Annotated in this window: 25 protein-coding genes; 12 read left to right on the top strand and 13 right to left on the bottom strand. The window is 29.7% G+C overall.

What is annotated here, in order from left to right; all coding sequences use genetic code 11:
• Positions 1-2: 2 nt before the first annotated feature.
• Together HGB55_RS03575 and HGB55_RS03570 are read right to left on the bottom strand one after the other, a co-directional pair.
• Positions 3-1,535 (bottom strand): DUF4270 domain-containing protein, encoded by a 1,533-nt coding sequence (locus HGB55_RS03575; RefSeq protein ID WP_168814717.1) that lies wholly within the window; start codon positions 1,533-1,535, stop codon positions 3-5.
• A 30-nt stretch (positions 1,536-1,565) separates the two neighbouring features.
• Positions 1,566-2,372 (bottom strand): glycogen/starch synthase, encoded by an 807-nt coding sequence (locus HGB55_RS03570; protein WP_168814715.1) that lies wholly within the window; start codon positions 2,370-2,372, stop codon positions 1,566-1,568.
• Positions 2,373-2,478: 106 nt separating this feature from the next.
• Here HGB55_RS03570 and panC point away from each other — a divergent pair, with 106 nt between their 5' ends.
• Genes panC through radA form a run of 4 tightly spaced genes read left to right on the top strand, consistent with a single transcriptional unit; the run spans position 2,479 to position 6,086 of the window.
• Entirely contained in the window at positions 2,479-3,318 is an 840-nt protein-coding gene (panC, locus tag HGB55_RS03565; protein WP_168814713.1) for a pantoate--beta-alanine ligase, read from the top strand.
• Positions 3,319-3,356: 38 nt separating this feature from the next.
• Positions 3,357-3,707 carry an aspartate 1-decarboxylase gene (gene panD / locus HGB55_RS03560; RefSeq protein ID WP_168814711.1) on the top strand — a complete coding sequence of 117 codons (351 nt, stop codon included), beginning with the start codon at positions 3,357-3,359 and terminating at the stop codon, positions 3,705-3,707.
• Between the two features lies 1 nt (position 3,708).
• A complete protein-coding gene (locus HGB55_RS03555; protein WP_168814709.1) occupies positions 3,709-4,683 on the top strand; it encodes a lysylphosphatidylglycerol synthase transmembrane domain-containing protein in 975 nt (324 codons plus the stop codon).
• A 44-nt stretch (positions 4,684-4,727) separates the two neighbouring features.
• Entirely contained in the window at positions 4,728-6,086 is a 1,359-nt protein-coding gene (gene radA, locus HGB55_RS03550; protein WP_168814707.1) for a DNA repair protein RadA, read from the top strand.
• Positions 6,087-6,131: 45 nt separating this feature from the next.
• Here the strand turns inward: radA and HGB55_RS03545 are convergent, their stop codons facing one another.
• Both HGB55_RS03545 and HGB55_RS03540 read right to left on the bottom strand, forming a co-directional pair.
• On the bottom strand, positions 6,132-6,878 hold the full coding sequence (locus HGB55_RS03545; protein WP_168814705.1) for a uroporphyrinogen-III synthase: 747 nt from the start codon (positions 6,876-6,878) through the stop codon (positions 6,132-6,134).
• Positions 6,879-6,894: 16 nt separating this feature from the next.
• Positions 6,895-7,557, bottom strand: a complete 663-nt coding sequence (locus HGB55_RS03540; RefSeq protein WP_168814703.1) for a DUF4271 domain-containing protein — start codon at positions 7,555-7,557, stop codon at positions 6,895-6,897.
• 68 nt (positions 7,558-7,625) lie between these two features.
• On the opposite strand from HGB55_RS03540, the gene HGB55_RS03535 reads away from it, so the two are divergent.
• From HGB55_RS03535 to HGB55_RS03525, 3 genes are read left to right on the top strand one after another with little or no spacing between them, the layout of a single operon-like run.
• Entirely contained in the window at positions 7,626-8,345 is a 720-nt protein-coding gene (locus tag HGB55_RS03535; protein WP_168814701.1) for a polyprenol monophosphomannose synthase, read from the top strand.
• Positions 8,346-8,361: 16 nt separating this feature from the next.
• A complete protein-coding gene (locus HGB55_RS03530; RefSeq protein ID WP_168814699.1) occupies positions 8,362-9,711 on the top strand; it encodes a dihydroorotase in 1,350 nt (449 codons plus the stop codon).
• Positions 9,704-10,120 carry a DUF4296 domain-containing protein gene (locus tag HGB55_RS03525; RefSeq protein ID WP_168814697.1) on the top strand — a complete coding sequence of 139 codons (417 nt, stop codon included), beginning with the start codon at positions 9,704-9,706 and terminating at the stop codon, positions 10,118-10,120. The genes HGB55_RS03530 and HGB55_RS03525 overlap by 8 nt, the downstream gene beginning before the upstream one ends.
• Before the next feature lies 1 nt (position 10,121).
• Here the strand turns inward: HGB55_RS03525 and HGB55_RS03520 are convergent, their stop codons facing one another.
• Both HGB55_RS03520 and HGB55_RS03515 read right to left on the bottom strand, forming a co-directional pair.
• On the bottom strand, positions 10,122-10,718 hold the full coding sequence (locus HGB55_RS03520) for a hypothetical protein (RefSeq protein WP_168814696.1): 597 nt from the start codon (positions 10,716-10,718) through the stop codon (positions 10,122-10,124).
• Positions 10,718-11,725: an SDR family oxidoreductase gene (locus HGB55_RS03515; RefSeq protein ID WP_168814695.1), complete on the bottom strand. Its 1,008-nt coding sequence runs from the start codon at positions 11,723-11,725 to the stop codon at positions 10,718-10,720. Before HGB55_RS03515 ends, HGB55_RS03520 begins: the two co-directional genes overlap by 1 nt.
• An 85-nt stretch (positions 11,726-11,810) precedes the next feature.
• Here HGB55_RS03515 and tyrS point away from each other — a divergent pair, with 85 nt between their 5' ends.
• On the top strand, positions 11,811-13,097 hold the full coding sequence (gene tyrS / locus HGB55_RS03510; protein ID WP_168814694.1) for a tyrosine--tRNA ligase: 1,287 nt from the start codon (positions 11,811-11,813) through the stop codon (positions 13,095-13,097).
• Between the two features lie 18 nt (positions 13,098-13,115).
• Positions 13,116-13,937, top strand: coding sequence for a hypothetical protein (locus tag HGB55_RS03505; RefSeq protein WP_168814693.1), 822 nt, complete (start codon positions 13,116-13,118; stop codon positions 13,935-13,937).
• Between the two features lie 2 nt (positions 13,938-13,939).
• Here HGB55_RS03505 and HGB55_RS03500 read toward each other — a convergent pair whose 3' ends face one another.
• The gene (locus tag HGB55_RS03500; RefSeq protein WP_168814692.1) at positions 13,940-14,917 is read right to left on the bottom strand and encodes an acyl transferase; all 978 of its coding nucleotides are present in this window, start codon (positions 14,915-14,917) and stop codon (positions 13,940-13,942) included.
• An 88-nt stretch (positions 14,918-15,005) separates the two neighbouring features.
• Here HGB55_RS03500 and HGB55_RS03495 point away from each other — a divergent pair, with 88 nt between their 5' ends.
• From HGB55_RS03495 to HGB55_RS03485, 3 genes are all read left to right on the top strand, one after another.
• Entirely contained in the window at positions 15,006-15,542 is a 537-nt protein-coding gene (locus HGB55_RS03495; RefSeq protein ID WP_168814691.1) for an RNA polymerase sigma factor, read from the top strand.
• 14 nt (positions 15,543-15,556) lie between these two features.
• Positions 15,557-16,765 (top strand): outer membrane beta-barrel protein, encoded by a 1,209-nt coding sequence (locus HGB55_RS03490; protein ID WP_168814690.1) that lies wholly within the window; start codon positions 15,557-15,559, stop codon positions 16,763-16,765.
• A gap of 126 nt (positions 16,766-16,891) precedes the next feature.
• Positions 16,892-18,445: an aldehyde dehydrogenase family protein gene (locus tag HGB55_RS03485; protein ID WP_168814688.1), complete on the top strand. Its 1,554-nt coding sequence runs from the start codon at positions 16,892-16,894 to the stop codon at positions 18,443-18,445.
• A gap of 39 nt (positions 18,446-18,484) precedes the next feature.
• Here HGB55_RS03485 and HGB55_RS03480 read toward each other — a convergent pair whose 3' ends face one another.
• The 6 genes from HGB55_RS03480 to atpH form a co-directional block, all read right to left on the bottom strand.
• Positions 18,485-19,624, bottom strand: a complete 1,140-nt coding sequence (locus HGB55_RS03480; RefSeq protein ID WP_168814686.1) for an ATP-binding protein — start codon at positions 19,622-19,624, stop codon at positions 18,485-18,487.
• Between the two features lie 7 nt (positions 19,625-19,631).
• Positions 19,632-20,387, bottom strand: a complete 756-nt coding sequence (locus HGB55_RS03475) for an SDR family NAD(P)-dependent oxidoreductase (protein ID WP_168814684.1) — start codon at positions 20,385-20,387, stop codon at positions 19,632-19,634.
• Positions 20,388-20,494: 107 nt separating this feature from the next.
• Positions 20,495-21,415 carry a hypothetical protein gene (locus HGB55_RS03470; protein ID WP_168814683.1) on the bottom strand — a complete coding sequence of 307 codons (921 nt, stop codon included), beginning with the start codon at positions 21,413-21,415 and terminating at the stop codon, positions 20,495-20,497.
• Between the two features lie 175 nt (positions 21,416-21,590).
• Complete coding sequence (gene atpG / locus HGB55_RS03465) at positions 21,591-22,451, bottom strand: ATP synthase F1 subunit gamma (protein ID WP_168814843.1); 861 nt, start codon at positions 22,449-22,451, stop codon at positions 21,591-21,593.
• Positions 22,452-22,548: 97 nt separating this feature from the next.
• Positions 22,549-24,126: a F0F1 ATP synthase subunit alpha gene (atpA, locus tag HGB55_RS03460; RefSeq protein ID WP_168814682.1), complete on the bottom strand. Its 1,578-nt coding sequence runs from the start codon at positions 24,124-24,126 to the stop codon at positions 22,549-22,551.
• Between the two features lie 34 nt (positions 24,127-24,160).
• Complete coding sequence (gene atpH, locus HGB55_RS03455; protein WP_168814681.1) at positions 24,161-24,718, bottom strand: ATP synthase F1 subunit delta; 558 nt, start codon at positions 24,716-24,718, stop codon at positions 24,161-24,163.
• Between the last annotated feature and the right edge of the window lie 5 nt (positions 24,719-24,723).

Below are 24,723 nucleotides of genomic sequence, written 5' to 3'. Positions count from 1 at the left end.
ATTTAATTATTCAATTCTGTATAAAATATTTCGAGTTTAACTCTTTTATCTCCTGAATTAGTATTATTATCGAATAAAACAACACCTTTCGGAGTCCAACTATATTCAGGAACTTTTATATCGGTATAATCAGTTGGTAAGTCCCCAGGATTATATACCTTAATTCCTAATTTTACCAAATCAAGAGGTTCATCCGATTTTAATAATTCTGAAATATAATCTGTTATTTTGATAACATATCGATATGGATTACCATCATCATCTCTTTCTAAAGTCCCTCCAATTGACGATAAACTGCCTCCGCTTGATAGAATATCTAAAATCTGTTCATTATCACTATAATTATACACATACAATTGCTCTGGCAAAATATCACTTGAAGCGTTTTTATCTACATAAAAACTCAAATTTGCTTCATTAATCAACCAATTTTTATTTTGTAATTCAGCTAAATCTTCATTACTAAACAATTCTACTGTAGCCATTGAACCGGCAGTTCCTTGAAGGTATAGTCTTTCTTCTCCACTTTCATGCGAAACTGTATAATCCCTTTCAATTACGTTTGTTTTAAGACTTCCAAAAGAAAACTCATAATCATGTTTAATTCTAATACCTTGTTCTCCATTAATTCCATTTTCATTTAAATCTTCTTCAGCTGCTTCATCTTCATCATTTGAATAGTAAATAGTCATTTTAGAATTTGACATATCTAAAGATATCAAATGTGAGTTATCAGTTGTTAATTCTTTAGCTTCAATATAAAATCCTCTAAAATAATGAATAAAATCATTATATGAATCAAATCCGGCATCATTAGCATTATCAACAAAAATTTGTTTAATCATATCTTCATCTAACGGTAATTTGATTACCGGCTTTTTACTATCTTCTTTTATTGTATCCTTATCAAAAACAGTATTTCCATCGGCTAAATATCTGTTTATGTAAGAAACAGTATCATCAGGATTTATTTTAAAATTACCTGAATAAAAAGGAGTTTCTCCCTTTTCAAAAACTTTATCAGAATAATAAACAGCATTTTTTGTTGGGTCTTCAGGGTCTAATGTATTTAAAAATGTTTTAAGTTCATAAACATTTAATTGAAATTCTGTATCAGTATTCCCAAATACGGAGTCAATCGAAAATTTTGGTTTTCCATCACTATAATCATCTTCAGCAGTAGATTGGTATGGAATACTCATAATTACAGAATCTATTTTTGCATTTGTACCATACGTATATTCATCTGTAATTAAAGGTAAACTTAACTGTGTTACAATTGATGCTTTTAATTTCCCAAATTCTTTGTCAGAATAAACTCCCAGTAAATATTGTTGTGCACCATTTGTTGGAACTCTTTCAATATTTATATTAGTTGTTATAACTTCTGAAATAAATTTATTGGTACTAAAGTTATTGCTATCTACTAAATTTACTCCTATACTTTCGATTTCTTTTTCGCAAGATATTAAGGTAAAAAATACTAAAGAAAATAGTCCAAAGTATTTTAATGCATCTACAACTCTTGTTGTCATATATTTTTATTGATTTTTTTAATAATTAAGCTATAAAACTTTGTTTAAGTAAAAATCTGCATAGGCATCTTTACGATCTTCTTCTTTAAAGTACTCTAAAACAGGTTTGTTACTTGTTTTTAAAAACGCCGACAATTCTTCAGGAATCTTTTCGCTCGATTTGATAACTGCATCAGAATTTTCAATTGCATTTATTAAAATATTTGTATAATTTGGAGTAGTAAGTGATTCAATTTTAGATTCATTTATATTATCAAATTTAACTTTTTCATTAAATGTGGCATTTAATGAACCTTCAAAACCATTATCGTATAAAGAAGTAACTATTTTACTTTCAGAAAACAGCGGATTGTCTTTATAATATTCTTTGATATACAGTGGCAAAAGTGAAGCCATCCAACCATGTACATGGATAATATCCGGAGACCAATTTAATTTTTTAACCGTTTCTACCACACCTTTAGCAAAAAATATGGCTCTTTCGTCATTATCATCAAATAAATTATTATCTTCATCAGAGTATAAAGCTTTTCTTTTAAAATACTCATCATTGTCAATAAAATAAACCTGCATTCTTTCCTTTGGAATTGAAGCTACTTTAATAATTAATGGCATATCCATATCATTAATTACTAAATTCATCCCCGATAAGCGAATCACTTCGTGTAATTGATGTCTTCTTTCATTAATTAGACCATAACGAGGCATAAAAATTCTTGTTTGCCCCCCTTTACTATGAATTATTTTTGCTGCTTCAAATGAAGTTGTTGACAATTCATTTTCGGGTAAATATGGTACAACCTCTGAAGAAACAATCAATACTCTCTTATCTTTCATATATCAACTCTTATTATAAAGAATATGCAAAATTACGAAAATTTATGCAGAATTTAGCTTTAAAAATGTAAGTTTGCACGCTTTTAACGTTTATTAACAAATCGTTATGTTAGTTTTCGCAAAAATAAAATCTGTACAACAAAAAATAAATTCCTTAAATAAAGGAACTAAGATAGGCTTTGTTCCTACTATGGGAGCATTACATCGTGGACATTTATCGCTTATTGAAAAAGCAAAAATTGAGAATAACATAGTAGTTGTTAGTATTTTTGTTAATCCCACTCAGTTTGATAAAGAAGAAGACTTAATAAATTACCCAAAAACAATTGATAAAGATTTATCTCTTTTAAAATCTGTTGGTTGCAATATTGTTTTTGTTCCTACAGCAAAAGAAATCTATGCCGATAATATTAAATCTCAACAGTTTGATTTTGACGGCTTAGAACATCAAATGGAAGGGAAATTCAGAAAAGGACATTTTGACGGCGTTGGCACCATTGTTAAACGTTTATTTGAAATTGTAACGCCTGATAACTCCTATTTTGGCGAAAAAGATTTTCAGCAGTTGCAAATCATTAAAAAAATGGTGCAAAAAAATCAGATTCCTGTAAATATAATTGGCTGTGATATATTTAGAGAAGAAGATGGCTTAGCAATGAGTTCAAGAAATAGTAGACTGACATATGAACAAAGAAAGGCCGCCCCATTTATTTATAAAACACTAAAACAAGCAAAAATTGAGTTTGGCATAAAAAATGCATTAGAAGTAACAGAATGGGTTAAAAATGAATTTGAAAAACATCCATTACTTGAACTGGAATATTTTGAAATTGCAAATGAAGAAACCCTTCAACCAATTGAAAATAAAAAAACATCGCAAAAGTATAGAGCTTTTATAGCCGTTTTTGCTGGAAAAATTAGACTTATTGATAATATAAGTTTATAAATACTAACTAATTAACACAAAATTATTAATTTTGCACCATGCAAATAGAAGTAGTAAAATCAAAAATTCACAGAGTTAAAGTTACCGGTGCTGATTTACAGTATATCGGCAGTGTAACTATTGATGAAGATCTTATGGAGGCTGCTAATATTATTCAAGGAGAAAAAGTTCAAATTGTAAATATTAACAATGGAGAGCGTCTTGAAACATATGCAATACCAGGCCCAAGAAAAAGTGGAGAAATAACTTTAAACGGTCCTGCTGCACGAAAAGTAGCTAAAGGCGATATTGTAATCATTATTTCATATGGAATTATGGATTTTGAAGAAGCAAAATCGTTTAAACCAACGCTTATTTTCCCTAATGAAAACGACAATTCATTAACATAAATTGAATAAGCATTTAAAAAAAATAAGTTTCATTACACTCCCAATAGCATTGGGAGTTTTTTTAATTTGGTACTCTTTTTCCAGACTTACACCAAGTGATATTCAATCTATAAAAGAATCGTTTAAAACCGCTAATTATTGGTGGGTTGCAGTTTCGTTACTTTTTGGTATTTTAAGTCATTTATCCAGAGCTTATCGCTGGCAGTTCTTGTTAGAACCTTTGGGTTATAAACCTAAATATGTCAATAGCATTATGGCTGTTTTAATTGCTTATTTACTAAACTTATTTATTCCTCGATCAGGAGAAATTGCCAGAGCAGCAAGCATAAAAAAATACGAAAAAATTCCTTTTGAAAAAGCAATTGGAACTATAGTTGCTGAACGAGTAACAGATGTAATTATGTTGTTGTTTACTATTGGAATTGCATTTTTCTTTCAAACGGAGTTAATAGGAAGCTATATTTTTAATAACGAAAAAGAAAGTAGTATTTATTCTAAAATATTCTTTTTTGTTGTACTTCCTATACTCGGGTTTTTTATTTACAGGTTTTTTAAAAATTCGCAAAACACCTTTGTAAAAAAAATAATTTCATTTGTAAACGGACTCATATCAGGAGTAAAAAGTATTTTAACCATGAAAAAGAAATGGAAATACATTTTTCATACTATTTTTATTTGGGTGATGTATGTACTTATGTTTTACGTAGTAACGTTTGCTTTACCAGAAACCACAAACTTACCTTTTGCGGCAATTATTGTTGGATTTGTAGTAGGGAGCTTAAGCATGGCTTTAACCAACGGAGGTTTGGGAACATATCCAATATTTGTAGCAAGTGCACTTATTTTATATAGTGTTGAAGACAATCCGGCACGCGCTTTTGGTTGGATAATGTGGACTGCTCAAACTTTGATGATTATTATTTTTGGAAGTTTATCTTTCTTTTTAATACCAATCTATAACAAATACAAAAAATAACAGGTATTTCTTTCTATATTTACTTTTTACAATAAAACTTAAAAATGGCTAAAACCAAAACATCTTTTTTTTGCCAAAATTGTGGTGCTCAATATGCAAAATGGATGGGACAATGCAAATCGTGTTATGAATGGAATACCATTGTTGAAGAAGTAATTCAAAAAGAGGAGAAAAGAAACTGGAAACAAACAACATCTATCAAAAAAGCAAACAAAGCTTTAGCGATAAATGAAATTTCTTTAGATAAAGAAGACCGAATTTCAACAAAAAATAACGAACTAAACAGAGTATTAGGAGGCGGTTTAGTAAAAGGATCAATGCTTTTATTAGGTGGAGAACCCGGTATTGGAAAATCAACATTGTTGTTGCAAATTGCATTAACAATGCCTAAAAAAGTGCTGTATGTTTCGGGAGAAGAGAGCCAGTCTCAAATTAAAATGAGAGCTGAACGTATTCAAAAAAACAACACTAGCTGTTTAATTTTAACTGAAACTAATACTCAAAATATTTTTAGAGCTATTGAAGAAGTAACTCCTGAAGTTATTGTAATTGATTCTATCCAAACTTTATATACCGATTATATTGATGCTTCTCCGGGCTCTATTTCACAAATTAGAGAAACAACAGCAGAGCTTATAAAATTTGCTAAAGAAACTGCTACACCGGTACTTTTAATTGGGCATATTACTAAAGATGGAAATATTGCGGGACCTAAAATTTTAGAACATATGGTTGATGTTGTATTGCAATTTGAAGGAGATAGAAATCATACGTATAGAATTTTAAGAGCAAATAAAAACAGGTTTGGATCAACTTCAGAGCTTGGAATTTACGAAATGCAAAGCATTGGTTTACGTGAAGTTGACAATCCTTCAGAAATATTAATATCTCAAAAAGAAGATGATTTAAGTGGTACCGCTATTGCAGCAACTTTAGAAGGAGTTAGACCTTTAATGATTGAAGTGCAAGCCTTGGTTAGCACTGCTGTTTATGGCACACCTCAACGATCAGCAACAGGTTACGACCTAAAAAGATTGAACATGCTTTTAGCTGTTCTAGAAAAAAGAGCAGGTTTTAGATTAGGAGCAAAAGATGTGTTTTTAAATATTGCGGGAGGTATAAAAGTTGATGATCCTGCAATAGATTTGGCTGTAATAAGTGCTATTTTATCATCAAATGAAGATGAGGCAATTCCACAAGATTTTTGTTTTGCTGCCGAAATTGGTCTTGCCGGAGAAATACGTCCTGTTAACAGAGTAGAGCAACGTATTTTAGAAGCTGAAAAACTTGGATTTCATAAAATATTTATATCAAAATTTAATAAAATAAGTAAACCTAATTATACCATTAAAATTGTTAAGGTTACAAAGGTTGAAGATATTTTTGCTAATTTATTCACATAAAAAAACCGAGATTAATCTCGGTTTTTTTATTTTATTTATTAAAAATTATTTTTTATTTACTTCAGAGATATATTTTTCTAAAGCCATTGTCATAGAAGGTGTTTCTGGTGTTGGAGCTTCTATGTTACACTTTAAACCTGCTTCAGTTGCTGCTTTTACAGTTGAATTTCCAAAAACGGCTATTCGTGTATTGTTTTGTTTGAAATCAGGGAAATTTTTAAATAATGAATCTATTCCTGAAGGGCTAAAGAAAACCAAAATATCATAAAAAACATTCTCCAAATCTGATAAATCACTTACAACAGTTCTATAAAAAATACCTCTGGTCCAGTTTACGCCAATTTCATTTAAAGTCTCAGGAACAATATCTTTTAATTTGTCAGATGATGGTAATAAAAACTTTTCGTCTTTATATTTTTTAATAATTTTAGCCAAATCCATAAATGTACGCTCACCAACATAAATTTTACGTTTACGATAAACAACATATTTTTGTAAGTAATACGCAACAGCTTCAGATTCACAAAAATATTTCATATCATCCGGAACATTAAAACGCATTTCTTCTGCAATTCTAAAAAAATTATCAACCGCATTTCTACTGGTTAAAATAATTGCAGTGTAATTTTTCAGGTCAATTTTTTGAGCCCTTACCTCTTTTGCTGGCACTCCTTCTACATGAATAAATGGTCTAAAGTCAATTTTAACTTTTTGTTTTTCCATTAATTCTAAATAAGGTGAGTTTTCAGTTTTTGGTGCTGGCTGAGAAACCAAAATTGTTTTCACTTTCATAAACTTCAATTTTGTTTTAAATAGTTAATTTTAAAATAATTACTAAAGGTGTAATTTCAAGTGCGCAAAGGTACAAAATAAAATAAAACAAGTTGTTAAAAATGAGGTTTTTATTGTTGTAAATCATTAAACTATACCTGAAAATCAATAAAAATATGAACAAAATAATTGTTATATTATAAAAGAAATCTCTTAAAATTGGTGTGTAAGCAGTGGCTATTAAAAATGGTAATATCCATAAAACTACATTATTAAAATAGCTTATCTTTTGATATAAAATTTTATTATAAATAGGTTTTAAATCTAGAATATAAGACAAAAACAAACCTATTAAAAACCTAAAACAAAAATAGTCTGCAATAATTATAAAAATAAATACATACGCTTCAAAATTAGAATACTCTCTAAAAAGCTCATAGTGTGCCTCAATAAAATAAAATAGTAATGACAGTATTAAAACTTGTATTAAAAAAAATAAAGCTTGAAACAGGTTTAATACATTACTTTTTTCTTTATTAAAATAAATAGAAAGATATTTTTTAGAGAAAAATAATGTTCCTGTATTAAACAATCTTTCATTAAACAATATTTTAAGCGTAGTTAAAACAAAAAAAATAATTAAAAAAACAAGAGCCATCCAATCTTTGTTTTGATAAATTATTTCAGATGATTCAAACATTAGGTTAAGTTTTTAATTTCAGCAAAATTAGCAATAATTTGTTTTATCTTTGGCGGTAAATTTTTTATATGTCGAACACGCTTGTAATAATACCTACATACAATGAGAAAGAAAATATTGAGGCTATAATTAAAGCCGTATTTTCTCAAGAAATGCTATTTGACATACTGGTTGTTGACGATAATTCTCCTGACGGAACTTCAAAAATTGTTCAAAGGTTACAGAAAGAATTTCCTAATTTATTTTTGGAAATAAGAAATGAAAAAACAGGACTTGGAACTGCTTATATACATGGATTTAAATGGGCTTTAAATAAAAATTATGAATATATAATTGAAATGGATGCCGATTTTTCTCATAACCCTAACGATTTAATTAAACTTTACAATGCTTGTGACAAAGATGGTGCCGATTTTTCAATTGGCTCAAGGTATTTAAATAATTCAATTAATGTTGTTAATTGGGATTTTAAACGGTTATTTTTATCATATTTTGCCTCCCGATACGTTAAATTTATTACACAAATTCCTATTTTTGACACAACTGCTGGATTTGTATGCTATAAACGTAAAGTGCTGGAAAACATAGAATTAGATGAAATTAAATTTGTAGGTTATGCTTTTCAAATTGAAATGAAATTCAAATCTTGGAAAAGAAATTTCAAACATAAAGAAGTTTCAGTTATTTTTACAGACAGAAAAAAGGGAACATCCAAAATGAGCGCTTCAATAATTTCTGAAGCTGTTTTTGGTGTTATTAAAATGAGATTTCGAGAATTGCTTAAATAAAAAGAAATGTACCATTATGAGTTTAATACTTATTAAAAATGCTCAAATAGTTAATGAAGGAAAAATTATTGAAGGTGATGTATTGATTGACGGAGAGTACATTGTTGATATTGATACTTCAATAAGTTTAAAATCTTCTAACACAAAAGTTATTGATGCTGAGGGAAAATATTTGATTCCGGGAGCAATTGACGATCAGGTTCATTTTAGAGAACCCGGCTTAACTCATAAAGCAACAATTGAAACGGAGAGTAAAGCTGCTATTGCAGGTGGTATTACTTCATTTATTGAAATGCCAAATACTGTTCCGCAGGCAACTACTCAAGAGTTATTGGAACAAAAGTTTGATATTGCTTCAAAATCATCGTACGCCAATTATTCATTTATGTTTGGTGGAACAAACGATAATTTAGAAGAATTATTAAAAACAAATCCTTCTAATGTAGCGGGAATTAAATTATTTTTAGGCTCTTCAACCGGAAATATGTTGGTTGATGATGAAAACGTGTTAGAAAAAATATTTTCATCAACTAAAATGTTGATAGCTGTACATTGCGAAGATGAAACAACCATAAAAAATAATCTTGAAACTTACCTGCAAGAATATGGTGATGAAATTCCTATAGAATTACATCCCAAAATAAGAAGTGAAGAAGCTTGTTATATCTCATCATCAAAAGCAATAAAATTAGCAAAAAAAACAGGTGCACGTTTGCATGTTTTTCATTTATCAACCGCTAAAGAAACAGAGCTTTTTACAAATAAAATTCCTGTAGAAAAAAAACAAATTACCGCTGAGGTTTGTGTGCATCATCTTTGGTTTGACGAAAGTGATTATGCCGAGAAAGGAACTTTTATAAAATGGAATCCTGCTATAAAAACTACAAAAGACAAAGAAGGACTTTGGAAAGCATTGTTAGATGACAGAATAGATGTTATTGCTACAGATCATGCTCCACACACCAAAGAAGAAAAACAACAAAATTACACAAAAGCACCAAGTGGCGGACCATTAGTACAACACGCATTACCGGCATTATTAAAAGTGTACAGGAACGGAAAAATTTCAATTGAAAAAATAGTTGAAAAAATGTGTCATAATCCTGCTAAAATATTCAAAATTGAAAAAAGAGGATTTATAAGAAAAGGATATTATGCCGATTTGGTATTAATTGATATAGCTTCGCCTTGGACTGTTACTAAAGATAATATCTTGTATAAATGCGGATGGTCTCCTTTTGAAGGAACTACATTTTATTCAAAAATTACCCACACTTTTGTTAATGGAAATTTAATTTATGACAACGGAAAATTTAATGATACAATAAAAGGGAAACGTTTATTGTTTAATAGAACAAATGAATAAACCAATATACATACTACTTTTTATTGCTTTTTTTGTAAGCTGTACCAGTAATACAATTATAAAAAAACCCGATAATTTAATTCCTAAAAAACAAATGGTTGATTTATTAACCGATATGTATATTGCTGCCGGAGCCGAAAATATCAAAAATTTAAATCTTGAACGAAATGTAAATTATTTTCCTTTGGTTTTTGAAAAATACAATATTGACAGCACTAGATTTAAGGAAAGCAATTATTACTATACTTCGAGAATAGATGATTATGATGAAATTTTAGCAAAGGTTGAAGAACGACTTAAGGCTTTAAAAAAGCAATATGATGATGAACGTAAAATACAAGATTCGATAAATAGGCTTAAAAAACCTATTAAAAAAATTAGTAGGCCCGATTTGCCTAAAATAAAATAATTTACACTTCGGCTTTTGTTCTTTCAAAATCTAACCATTTAGTGAGTTCTTTTAAAAACAACGTTCTATCTTTTTGAACTTCTGTTGGAAGTTTAGCAATCAAATCTCTTTTTAACTCAAGTGGTTTTACTGTTTCATAAATTTCACCTCCCAAAGCAACTGAAATATTCATATCAGATACACCATCCCAATTTTTATTTACAGGAAAACCTAATTTTTCTAAATTACTATCCCAAGTAACATCAACAACAAACCAATTATCATTTCTTTTAATTTTAAAAAAATTATGTGGGTCAACTATTTGGTTTTTATCAAGTATTGCTCTAATATTTTCGGGAAATCTAACAGGTAAATCGTTAAACTTATGTATAATTATAAAATCTTTAACCTCAAAACCCAATTCTTTATAAATAGCTTTTAGCAATTCGTGTTTACCGGAACATGTTCCTTTATTATTTTTAATAACATCAAGCGGATTTCTGGAGCCTATATCTCCATAAGGTATATCACGAACTTTATTAAAAAGCGTGATAATTTTATCATCAAAAGATTGATTATCAGTCCATTCTTTAATAATTTGATGTAAATTCAAGTTCATTATAAATCTTTTTTATACAAACTGCAAACGTCTTTTATAGTTTCAGAAATTGGTTGAAATCTAAAATTTAGTGCTTCTGTTATTTTTTTTGAAGAATAATAATAGTTGCTATGAATTGATTTTGCCGATTGCTTAGTAATTATTGGAGACTTGTTGGTTAAAACAGTTATTATTTTATCTACTCTCCAAGCAATAGAACTTATTAATTTAGTAATTTTTATTGAAGGTTTTTTTACGCCAAAAGTGTCGGCAATTTGAAAAAACACATCTTGAAAACTCCTATTTTCTGAAACCAGAATATAACGTTCATTTTTAATGTCACTTTTCATTAATTGTATCATGGCAAAAACAACATCTTTAACTGCAACAAAACCGGTAACACCATCAGCATAAAACTTGAAACCGTTATAAATATTTGAGAACATTTCTCCCGAGCCGCTTTTCCAAAAACCGGCACCTAAAATAATTCCCGGATTAACAATTACTACATCAACACCTTCTTGAGTTGCTCTCCAAACCTCCATTTCGGCTCCATATTTTGTAATTGCATAACTGTAATTGTTATTTTCGGTATTCCATTCGCAATTTTCATCTATAATTTTAGTGTTTAACGATTTGTCAATCGTTGCAATGGAACTTACAAAACATAGTTTTTTTACACCACCAGTTACACATAAATTCACAATATTTGAAGTTCCTTCAATGTTTATTTTACGCATTAACTTATAATCTTTTGGGTTAAAAGATACCAAGGCGGCTGCATGATATACGTGCGTAACATTTTTAAAAGCGTTTTCTAAGGAGCAAACATCCATTAGATCAGCTTCAATCCATTCAATTTTATTAAAAAGTGATTCAAAATTATCAGAATAATAGCTAAATATTTTTTTTACAGCATTTAAAGTGCTTTTTTTTCTATAAATAGCTTTTACGGCATCATTTTCTAAAGTTAAAAGATACAATAAGTGTGAGCCAACAAAACCGGTTCCGCCTGTTACTAAAATCATGGAACTAAAATATAAAAAACTACCTGTTAAAAGGCATTAACTAATAACTAAAATTTTATCTTTGCTAAAATTTAAAAATTTTAGAATGAATTTTGTTGAAGAACTACGTTGGAGAGGCATGTTACACGATATTATGCCCGAAACTGAAGAATATTTATTAGAAAATAAAACAACTGGTTATATAGGTTTTGACCCAACTGCCGATTCACTGCACATTGGCAGCTTGGTGCCAATTATTATATTAATGCATTTTCAAAAAGCCGGACATAAACCAATAGCTTTAGTTGGAGGCGCAACAGGTATGGTTGGAGATCCGTCAGGAAAATCCGAAGAACGAAATTTGTTAGACGAAGAAACTTTAAATAAAAATGTTGCTGGAGTTAAAGCACAGTTAGCTCGTTTTTTAGATTTTGATAATACATCGGAAAACGCAGCAGAAATGGTTAACAATTACGATTGGATGAAAGAAATTTCATTGATTGAATTTGTTCGAGATGTAGGAAAACACATTTCTGTTAACTACATGATGGCAAAAGATTCAGTAAAAAAACGTTTGGATTCCGACTCTCAAACCGGAATGAGTTTTACCGAATTTACCTATCAATTATTTCAAGGTTACGATTTTTACCACTTATTCAAAGAAAAAAATTGTATGCTTCAAATGGGTGGTTCCGATCAATGGGGCAATATTACTACCGGAACTGAGTTAATAAGAAGAAAAGCTCAAGGAAAAGCCTTTGCATTAACGTGTAAATTAATTACAAAAGCTGATGGTACAAAATTTGGTAAAACTGCCGGCGGTAATGTTTGGTTAGATGCAAAAAGAACATCGCCTTATAAGTTCTATCAATATTGGTTAAATTCATCTGATGAAGATTCAGAAAAGTACATTAAAATATTTACCTTTTTGGATAAAGAAACTATTGATACTTTAATTGCTGAACACAGAGAATCGCCTCATTTACGTATTTTACAACGAAAAATTGGGGAAGAAGTAACTATTATGACTCATGGTAAAGAGGCTTTTGATAATGCTATCAAAGCTTCAAGTATTTTGTTTGGAAAGTCAACTGCTGAAGATTTAAAAACATTAGATGAACAAACTTTTTTAGATGTTTTTGAAGGTGTACCACAAGCAGAAATTGAACGTTCAATTATAGAAAATGGTTTAGAAATTGTACCTGCTTTTGCAGATAACGGATTTTTAAAATCGAACAGTGAAGTTAGAAGAGCTTTAAAGGAAAACTCTATTTCTGTTAATAAAGAAAAAGTAAATGAAGACTGTATTATAGCCATAAAAGATTTAATAGCAAATAATTATGTTTTATTACAGCGAGGTAAAAAAAGTTATTTTATATTGAAAATTGTATAACTTTAAAAAAATAAAGTCATGAAAAAATTTAAACTACTAACAACAATTATTGCATTACTGTTTTTAACAGCATGTTCTGATGATGATAATGACAAAAAATCTGTTACAGGCGATTATTACCCGTCAACTGAAAATAATTATTGGAATTATGATGTGAAAACAAAAGATAATAATGCCGATGATACACAATCTCAAGACTTTATTGCAGTTAAATCGAGTTCTTCAACAAGTTTTGTATTAGAAGCTAACAGCGGCAATATAGCTAATGGTACAATGAATATTTTGTTAACTAATGGTACGCTTTATAAAACTGAATCTACTTTAACCGAAAAAGGAAAATTGCAATTGCCAATTGAAGGTTTTGATGATTTTTCAATAGACTTTAACAGTGCTGTTTTATACGATTTAAATGCAGACAGAAACGAAACCTTATCATTATATGATGGAGAATTTACAAAAGAACTTCAGGGTTTCCCAATAACTATTGAATATAAACTTGTTTTCACTAAAATTGACAATCAAAACTCCTTAAAAGTTAATAACAACACATATACAAACGTTATAGGTACAAATATTGCTTTAAATGTTTCAATGCATACAACAATTGAAGTTCAAGGTAATGAAACAGAATTCTCTTTAATTGACAGTCAAGATATATTGTCTATTGATTCTTATTATGCAGAAAATATTGGTTTGATAAAAGCTAATGCAATTATTGAATTTGAATTGGATTCTACAACAATTTTATTACTTGAAACATTAGGAGTTGAGTTTGATATACCAACTTCACAATCAATAACAAATACGCAAGAATTAAGTTCTTATTTTATAGGTGACTAATTTTAAAGTACCATTAAATTACAGCCTCTGATATCAGAATTATCAAAACGGCCAATAATTTCGAAAGTATTGTTTGCATAAACTTTACCTAAATCTTGCGTAGCAATAAAAGAGCATGAGTTTATATTTGCCAAATCAATTACATTTATTCCTCCTGATTTTCCGTTAGGTAAAAGTGTAAGCGCATCTTCGGTATCTCTAGTCATCACTTTCATCCAAGGTGGGCATTGAAAAATTCCGTCTCCTTTAGAATACGCCTGACTCAACAATTCTGTCATTCCATATTCCGAATGAATTTTTTCAACGCCAAAACCTTCACATAAAATTTTATGTAATTCTTCTCGAATTAATTCCTTTCTTCTGCCTTTCATACCGCCCGTTTCCATTACAATTGTATTTTTTAAGTTGAATTTATAGCTCTCAACCAAATCCAACAAAGCAAAAGAAACACCAATAAGCAATACTTTTTCATTTGCAGTATCCAACTCAGTTAAAGTTGTGTATAATTCGTCTAAATTGTTTAGATAAAAATCACTTTTTGGGTTGTTTGATTTTTTAATAAAATTATCAACCATATATATTAATGAAGAACCTTCTCTTTCTAAATAAGAAGGCAATAAAGCTAAAACAGTGTAATTTTTAATTGGTCCGTAAAAAAGTTCAAAGCCTTTTGTAAAACTGTTTTTATAAATCTTTAAATCTGTAACATAATGCTTACTTTGCTCACTCCCTGTAGTTCCACTACTTAAAAAAACTTGTTGAATTTTTTCTTTGGAAGAAAGAATTTGGTGCGATTTAAAAAACTGTATTGGTAAAAAAGGAATTTGATTTAATTGCTTTACTTCATTTATATCAACTTTTAAATGATTTAAAAATTCATTATAAACACTATTATTTTTTGCTTGAAATCGAAATATTTCAAGTGCAGCATCTTCAAAATTATCAATTATAGTATTATTAAAAATATTGTTTATTTTCATAAAAATTGGGAATCATTGCAAAAGTAATGTAAATTTACGCAACCTATTGTCTTTTTAGGTATCTTATTAACAATTAAAACGCTAGCATTTGAGTTTAAATAAACTCATAAAACAATGTGCTAATAATGATCGAAAAGCACAAAAAGAAATTTACCAGCTTTTTGCGGGTAAGTTGTTTTCGATATGCCTGAAATATTCTAGAAATAGACAAGAGGCTCAAGATAATTTTCAAGACGGTTTTATAACCATATTTGATAAAATTGGGCAGTTTAAATTCAAAGGATCATTTGAAGGTTGGCTAAAGCGTGTTATGGTAAATACAATTTTGTTAAAGTATCGACAAAAAAATGTATTAAATATTGTTACTGAAGAGATACCCGATGAAGTGGTTGTTGATGTTGATGATGAAGCAATTTCTTTAGATTTTTTGTTAAATCTCATAACTGAGTTACCCGAAAGGTACAGATTGGTTTTTAACCTTTATGTTTTAGATGGGTTTTCTCATAAAGAGATTTCCGGAATGTTGCGCATTGCCGAGGGTACATCCAAATCTAATTTGGCCAGAGCAAGAGCTATTTTAAAACAAAAGATTGAATTGCATCAACAAGATCGACAATCTATTTAAGATAAAAGAGAGTTGTGAGAGATTATAAAAATATTGATAGAATTTTTCAAGAAAACTTAAAAGATTTTGAAGTTTTCCCACCTAATAAATCTTGGGATGCTATTGAAAAAAGATTAAGTTCGACCCCAAAAAAGAAACGCATACCTATTTGGGTAAAGTTATCTAGTATTGCTGCTGTTTTAATGTTACTTTTTACCGTTGGAGCAATTTACTTTATACCTGAAAATAATTTCACCAAAAATTTGATGTCTAAAATTGACAACCCTAATGAAATTATTAATGATAAAGATTCTGTTGATACAAATTCACAAAATAAAATAAGCCCAACTACAAAAAAATTACAAAAAATAGATAATATTAAAACCTTTAAGGAAGAGAAACTTACTAATGTAGAAAATAAACAAACCGAACTTGAAAAAGAAACTACATTTAATAAAAAAACCATAACAAATAATTTGTTGGCAGACACAAAAAATTTACCTCTTAAAGATATTAATAGCATTGAAAGTCCAGAAAAAGAAAGTGTTAAAGAAAGTAAATTTACTGTAGCAACTATATTTGCTCCTATATATTTTAACTCATTTGGAGATGGATCGGGTATTGATGAACAATTTAAAAACAATCCTACATCTATAAGTTCTTCATACTCTTACGGCGTAAAATTTGCTTATCAAATTACTAATAAATTCAGTTTACAATCAGGCGTTAACCTTATTAATTTGGGTTACAAAACTAATAATGTTTACGTAACTCCGGGCGTTGCCGTTGTCGGTTTTTCAAATTTATCTACTAATCCTGTAGTTGCCAGAACAGAAAATGCAAAGTCTTCACAAGCCGCAAATTCTAATTTAGTAGAGGATAATGTTGGTAGTTTAAATCAGGTTTTTGGCTATATTGAAATACCTGTTGAAATAAAATACAGTGTAACTGATGGTAAATTAGGGGTAAATTTAGTTGGAGGTTTTAGTACATTACTTTTAAATAGAGACGAAGTTTTTATTGAAACCAACAGTTTTAGTCAAAGTTTAGGATCTTCAAATAATTTAAGAGATCTTAATTTTAGTGGAAATATTGGAATAGATATAGATTATTCAATCAAGAAAAACTTTTATATAAATATATCACCTATGTTTAAAGTTCAGACTAATACCTTTTCAAAAAACTCCGGGAGTTTTCAACCGTATTACTTAGGAGTTTATACGGGTTTAAATTATAAGTTTTAGTTGGTTTATTATTTGGTTGGTTACCAAATATTGAATGAAGAAAGCCGTTTCAAATTTGAAACGGCTTTCCTTTTTTAACACATTTTATTTGTAAATTTGTAAGAATCATATATAAAAATCCATATCATGGAAATAGAAACAACTACAAAAACAATACAAGATGCCTTAAACAAATTAGGCGTAAAAGACATAAATAAAGGAACATCTACAGGCAATGATTTTTTTGGGAATGGTGAAATTATTGAATCATATTCTCCTGTTGATGGAAAATTAATAGGCAAAATAACTACTACAACTAAAGAAGATTATACCAAAGTAATAGAAACTGCCCAAACTGCATTTAAAACTTGGCGATTAAAACCTGCCCCTCAACGAGGTGAAATTGTACGTCAATTTGGTGAAAAACTTAGAGAACTTAAACAACCTTTAGGTGAATTAGTTTCATATGAAATGGGAAAATCGTTGCAAGAAGGATTGGGTGAAGTACAAGAAATGATTGACATTTGCGACTTTGCCGTTGGTTTATCTCGTCAATTACACGGTTTTACAATGCATTCTGAACGTCCGGGACATAGAATGTACGATCAATACCATCCATTAGGCATTGTTGGTATTATCTCAGCTTTTAACTTTCCTGTTGCTGTGTGGAGTTGGAATACTGCGTTAGCTTGGATTTCTGGTGATGTTTGCATTTGGAAAGCTTCAGAAAAAGCACCACTATGCAGTATTGCTTGTCAAAATATAATTGCTGAAATACTAAAAGAAAATAATTTACCTGAAGGTATTTCTAACATAATTAACGGTGATTATAGGGTAGGAGAGTTTATGACTGCCGATAAAAATATTCCACTAATTTCAGCTACAGGCTCTATTAGAATGGGTAAAATTGTTGCAAAAACAGTAGCAGAACGCTTAGGAAAATCGCTTTTAGAATTAGGAGGAAACAATGCAATTATTGTAACACCTGATGCTGATATTAAAATGACAATTATTGGAGCGGTTTTCGGTGCCGTTGGTACTGCAGGTCAACGCTGTACTTCAACTCGAAGATTAATTATTCACGAATCAATATATGATAAACTTAAAAATGCTCTGGTTGATGCGTACAAACAGTTACGTATAGGAAATCCGCTTGATGCCAAAAATCATGTTGGACCTTTGATAGATAAAGATGCTGTTAAAATGTATGAAGATGCTTTGATTAAAGTTGTGGAAGAAGGAGGAACTATTTTGGTTGAAGGAGGTGTTTTAAGCGGTAAAGGATATGAAAGTGGTTGCTATGTTAAACCTGCCATTGTTGAAGCTGAAAATCATTATAAAATAGTGCAACACGAAACATTTGCTCCTATTTTATATTTATTAAAATACTCTGGTGATGTTGATAATGCCATTGAAATTCAAAATGGAGTTGTTCAAGGATTATCTTCTGCTATTATGACCAATAATTTACGTGAAGCAGAAAAATTCTTATCTCAAACAGGATCAGATTGTGGAATTGCTAATGTTAACATTGGAACGTCTGGCGCTGAAATTGGAGGTGCATTTGGAGGTGAAAAAGAAACAGGTGGCGGAAGAGAATCGGGTTCTGATGCTTGGAAAATTTACATGAGACGCCAAACTAATACCATAAATTATACTACAGAGTTGCCTTTAGCGCAGGGTATTAAATTCGATCTGTAAAAAATATTCAATTAAAAACGCTCCATTTTAGGAGCGTTTTTATCTGTACTTAACTTTTCTTAAAACTCTAACAGCTTCTTTATATTTTATATAACTAGTTTTATCTTCTAATTCTTTTAAGTAGATTTTTGCTTCATTTAATTTAGCAAAAGCGTTAGGTATTTTATTCAAAACACAAATCATATAATTTGTAGGTAACTCTTGAGCGTCAAATAATTCGTTTTGAGTTAAGGGTAAATTCTTCTTCATTTTTTCTAAAATTGCATTACAGCTATTAAATAGATGTAACAAAACAAACCTATCAAACTGAGGTGGTTGAAAAAGCATTTCACTAACAATATTGTGTTTGCCGTTATCTTTAAAATTTATAACAGTTTTTTCAAACGGATAAAAATCATATTTATCCTTTATTCCCAAATACACATATTCTGTTATAATAAAAGAACGTTTGTTAAATTCAATTTTAACTTCATCTAAAGCAGAATAAAACAATCTAATCTGCTCGTTAATAAGTTCTATATCTACACGAGAGTAAAAAGTTTTTCCATCAACTTCTTTTTTATTTCCGGCCCAACATAGTACAACTTGTTCGTTAAATACTTTATATGTTGGATTGTATTCTTCTTTATGTCTTCCAAAAAAATCAAAAACACCGTCTAATGTTAACTGAATATTATTGCTGGCACTTTTTTCTAGAGCTTCAACAATAGATTTATTTGTACTTCTTAATTCGTACTTACCTAAAGTAGACATAGAATTGCTTCCTCTTCTATAAAAAACTTTGCCTCTAACATATTTCCATATCGTTTTTTTTAGTGATGTAACTTTGTTGTTAGGAAGTATAGTAACCAATCCAACAACTTTATGTCTTTGTAACCTAGGAAAAGCTACATTTTCGTATTGAATTTTTGGAGGATTTTTTAAATAGGCATCAATAAGATTCTGAATTTTACTATCATCAAAAAAATCTACTCCTTTAATTTTATTCTCTTTATCCTCAACTCCAACAACTATGTAAGAATTATTTTCTGGGTTAGAGTTAGATAAAGCACATACATGTTTTAAAAACTTTGCTTTACCTTCTTTAGAATCTAATGAAATTTTTTGCTTTTTATCGTAAAAGCTGTTTTCATCATTGTAGGCTAATAAATTTTTTATTAATAGACGCTTGTTAATCATTTTAAGCTTAATTTTTATTCAAAATTGTTGCCGATGCCTGCGCCGTTGGGTAAACAATTAAATCTTCTATATTTACATGAGAAGGTCTAGTTACAACAAAATAAATAATGTCTGCAATATCTTCTGCCTGTAAAGCTTTATAACCTGCATACACATTTTTTGCCTTTTCAACATCACCTTTAAAACGGACTTCAGAAAACTCTGTTTCTACAGCTCCTGGATGAATTGCCGAAACTCTAATATTGTATTTGTTTAAATCTATCCGCATCGCTTTATTTAAAGCATTTACTGCGTGTTTAGATGCGCAATACACATTTCCGTTAGGATACACTTCTTTACCCGCAATAGAGCCAATATTTACAACAAAACCACTTTTCCTCACAACCATTTGAGGCAATATTGCTTTTGAAACATATAGCAACCCTTTAACATTAATATCTAACATTGCATTCCAATCATCTATATTCCCTTCTTGTATTGTGCTTAAACCGTGAGCATTACCAGCATTATTTATTAAAATATCTATATGTTGAAAATCTTTTGATAAAGATGTTATAGCATCAAATACTTCCTCTTTTTTACTTATATCAAATGCTAAAATAGTAACCTGTGTTAACTTACTTAACTCTTTTTGCAACGCTAATAATCTTTCTTTCCGTCTTCCACAAAGAATTAATTTAATTCCATTTTTTGCAAAAATTTCTGCTGTTGCTTTTCCTATACCAGATGTGGCTCCCGTAATAAATGCTGTTTTTTGATTCATATATATAACTTTATGCACCATAAAGATACAAAAAAACCGCTCCGATGAAGGAGCGGTTTTCATCAATTGGTTAATAAATAACCAACCAAAAATCAACTAACCAAACTTTATTTTAAATTTCTTCTAATCTTTGTTTCTCTATGTACTTTTGTTCGTTTTCTTCCTTCATCAATCGTACTTTTTGACGAACTTGATTTTAAGTATTGTATGTACCCTCTTCCTGTGAATTCGTAGGTTGTTCCTGATTCTACATGATACAAACTTATTTTTCCATCATTAATAACGCTCAATTCAAACTCTTCATTGCCCCAAGAATCATAATCTAATGTTAAAATTTTAAGATTGTTATATCCTTGTACATTTGCCACATAATAATCTCCTACATAATCCCAATATATCTCTCCAATATCTGTGCCAAAATCGTCTTGTGATGAATAAAAGGTTGTTATATTATCTGGTGTAAACTTTAAAAAGTTTTCATTATCAAATTCATTTATCTCTCCTTCTTGGCTTGTATACGTTTTTTCCCAAGCATCATATTCTTGTAAAAAATACTCTATATTGTCGTAAAAAATTTGATCATAATTAAAATTATACTTTTGATAACCCTCTAAATAATAGGTAACATTTTCATAATTATCTCTTATTTTAATTCTATCATCTGACAATTGAATAACTTCTAAAGTGTAATATCCATAAATATCATGATCTATTTTTAAAACTCCATCGTAGGTATCATAATACCCTATTTGTATTCCGTAACCGTTTCCTGTATATCCTATATCAACCAAATTATTGTTAGCGTACAGTTTACCATTGATAAATGATATTGTGAAAGCTCGTGATAAAAAAGGAACATCACCGGTGCCAATAGTACTGTTATAATCTATATACCATAAATCATAAGCTGTAACTACATCTTCCAAAGTCACATAATATGGATCGTCTATATAATGAACATCATCACTACATGATGTAAATGATATTCCTATAATAAGAGTTGCGAAAAGTAATTTTAAAGCTTTCATAATCATTTGTTTTACGGATTATGATATTGAAAATTCAAATTCTATGCCAAAAAACATATAAACAAAACTAATAACCCTTTATGTTTGTATATCAACACTTTAATTGGTGTATTTTAAAATAAAAAAGCCTTTTAAATTAATTTAAAAGGCTTTTTTATATTTGATTAAACTCTACTTAATTATTAAGAGCTTCAGCTCCTCCAACAATCTCTAATATTTCATTAGTAATAGCTGATTGGCGAGCTTTATTATATGTTAATAATAGTTCGTCACGTAAATCAGTAGCGTTGTCTGTAGCTTTATGCATTGCAGTCATTCTAGCCCCATGTTCAGATGCAAATGAGTCTCTAATGGCTTTAAATAATTGTGTTTTTAATGATTTTGGTATCAATTCCAAAACTATTTCAGCTTTTGATGGTTCAAAAATATAATCAATATTTACATTTGAACTTTCTTTTACGGGAATAATTGGTAAAAACTGTTCTATAGTTGGTATTTGCGTTGCTGCATTTTTAAATCGGTTGTAAACCAACTCAATTTTATCGTATTTTCCTGTAGCAAAAAGATTCATAAGTCTTTCTGCAACAACAGCAACATTTTCAAAAGTTAAATCATCAAAAATTTCATTATCATTTTCAATAACTGTATACGTTTTAGATAAAATATCGTTTCCTTTTTTCCCTATAGTTAAAAGGTCTACTTGTTTACCTTTGTAATTATCTTCAATATTTTTTACAGAAGCTTTAATTATAGAAGAATTAAAACCTCCACACAAACCTCTATTTGAAGTAATTACAACTAATAATACTTTTGATACTTCTTTTTGTTCAGAATACACACCTCCAATTTCGCCTTCTAAAGTTGCGCTTAAATTTTGTAAAAGCTCGGTCAACTTATTTGCATAAGGGCGCATTTGAGTAATTGCATCTTGTGCTTTTTTCAACTTTGCTGCAGATACCATTTTCATGGCACTGGTAATTTGCATTGTTGATCCAATTGATGTAATTCTGTTACGTATTTCTTTTAAATTTGCCATTTCAATTTTGTTTGTCATTCCGAACTTTATGCGGAATCATTTTAAATGAACTTCAAATCATGAGATTCCCACTTTCACGGGAATGACAATTTAGGTTTTATGCGTATTTTGCTGATACTTCTTTTGCTGCTTTTGTTAATACTTCAATAGACTCATCTGTCAATTTACCAGATTTTAAAGTATCTAAAGTATCTCTATGCTTAGCATTTAAATATTCAATATAATCGCTTTCAAATTCTTTTACTTTATCAACAGGAACTTTTTTTAATAAATTTTTTGAGCCTGCGTAAATAATTGCAATTTGATCTTCTACTTTAAAAGGGTCGCTTTGTTTTTGTTTTAAAATTTCAACATTTCGTTTACCTTTTTCAATAACATTCATTGTTGCAGCATCAAGGTCAGAACCAAATTTAGCAAACGCTTCTAATTCACGATATTGAGCTTGGTCTAATTTTAAAGTACCCGCAACTTTTTTCATAGACTTAATTTGAGCATTACCACCAACACGAGACACCGAAATACCTACGTTAATCGCAGGACGTACACCAGAGTTGAATAAATCAGATTCTAAGAAAATTTGTCCGTCTGTAATTGAAATTACGTTTGTTGGGATATAAGCTGATACGTCACCTGCCTGAGTTTCTATAATTGGTAATGCAGTAAGTGAACCTCCACCTTTAACTTTTCCTTTTAATGAATCAGGAACGTCATTCATTTGAGCAGCAATAGTATCATCATTGATAATTTTTGCAGCACGCTCTAATAAACGAGAGTGTAAATAGAAAACGTCTCCCGGATATGCTTCACGTCCTGGTGGACGACGTAATAATAATGAAATTTCACGATAAGCAACAGCTTGTTTTGATAAATCATCATAAATAATTAAAGCCGGACGACCTGTATCTCTAAAATATTCTCCAATAGCAGCTCCAGCCATTGGTGCATATACCTGCATTGATGCAGGATCTGAAGCATTTGCAGCAACAATAGTTGTGTAAGCCATTGCACCTTTTTCTTCTAATAAGGTAGCTATTCCTGCTACAGTAGATGCTTTTTGACCTATTGCAACGTATATACAATATACCGGTTCACCGGCATCATAAAATTCTTTTTGATTGATAATGGTATCAATAGCAACAGTAGATTTACCTGTTTGACGGTCGCCAATAATAAGCTCACGTTGACCTCTTCCGATGGGAATCATAGCATCAACAGCTTTTACACCTGTTTGCAAAGGTTCTGTTACCGGCTCACGGAAAATAACACCCGGAGCTTTACGTTCTAGAGGCATGTTAAACATTTCTCCTTGAACAGGTCCTTTACCATCTATTGGATCACCTAATGTATTTACAACACGCCCAACAATACCTTCACCTACATTTAACGAAGCAATTCTTTTGGTACGTTTTACGGTAGAGCCCTCTTTAATTTCATCAGAATGTCCTAATAATGCAATACCTACATTATCTTCTTCTAAATTTTGTACCATTCCTTCCAATCCATCTTCAAATTCAACTAACTCACCGTATCCTACATTAGCTAAACCATAAACACGAGCAATACCATCACCTACTTCTAATACTGTTCCTACTTCGTCTAACGTAGCTGATGACTCATAGCCTTCTAATTGTTGTTTTAAAATCGCTGATACTTCAGCTGGTTTTATTGATGCCATTTTTTATTTTTTTTAAAACTAAATTCTTTTTATTTTACAATTTTGAAATAAAACTTTTGTTTTCAAACTGTCTTTTTAATACTTGTAATTTATTTGCAATACTTGCATCGTATTGAATATCTCCAACACGCAATATAAATCCGCCTATAATATCCGGATTAATAATATTTTCAACTATTGCTTCTTTTCCTGTAATTTCTTTTACTTTTTGTAAAACTTTATTGTTTAATTCATCATCTAAAGCAATAGCTGTAGTTACTTTAGCTATCTCTTTTCCTTTTAATGAATCAAAAAGGGAAATATATTTTTTTGAAACTTCATCAAGTATAGCAAGTCTTTCGTTATCAATTAAAAGATTAATTAAACTACTTGATAAGCTTGAAATTTTGTTTGAGAAAATTTCTTTTAAAACTGATTTTTTTTTGTCAGATTTTAAAATTGGACTTGTAAGCAACAATTGCAAGTCTTTGCTTTCAACAATTGTATTTGTAATAAGCAACATGTCATTATTTACTTCAACTTCTTTTTTTTGTTCAAGTGCTAAATTTAGTATTGCTTTTGCGTATCGTAATGCCGCTTTGGTTCCGCTCATTTGAA

The organism is Lutibacter sp. B1, assembly GCF_012524075.1.
Lineage (GTDB): Bacteria > Bacteroidota > Bacteroidia > Flavobacteriales > Flavobacteriaceae > Lutibacter.
This window is presented reverse-complemented; position numbering and strand designations above follow the sequence as displayed.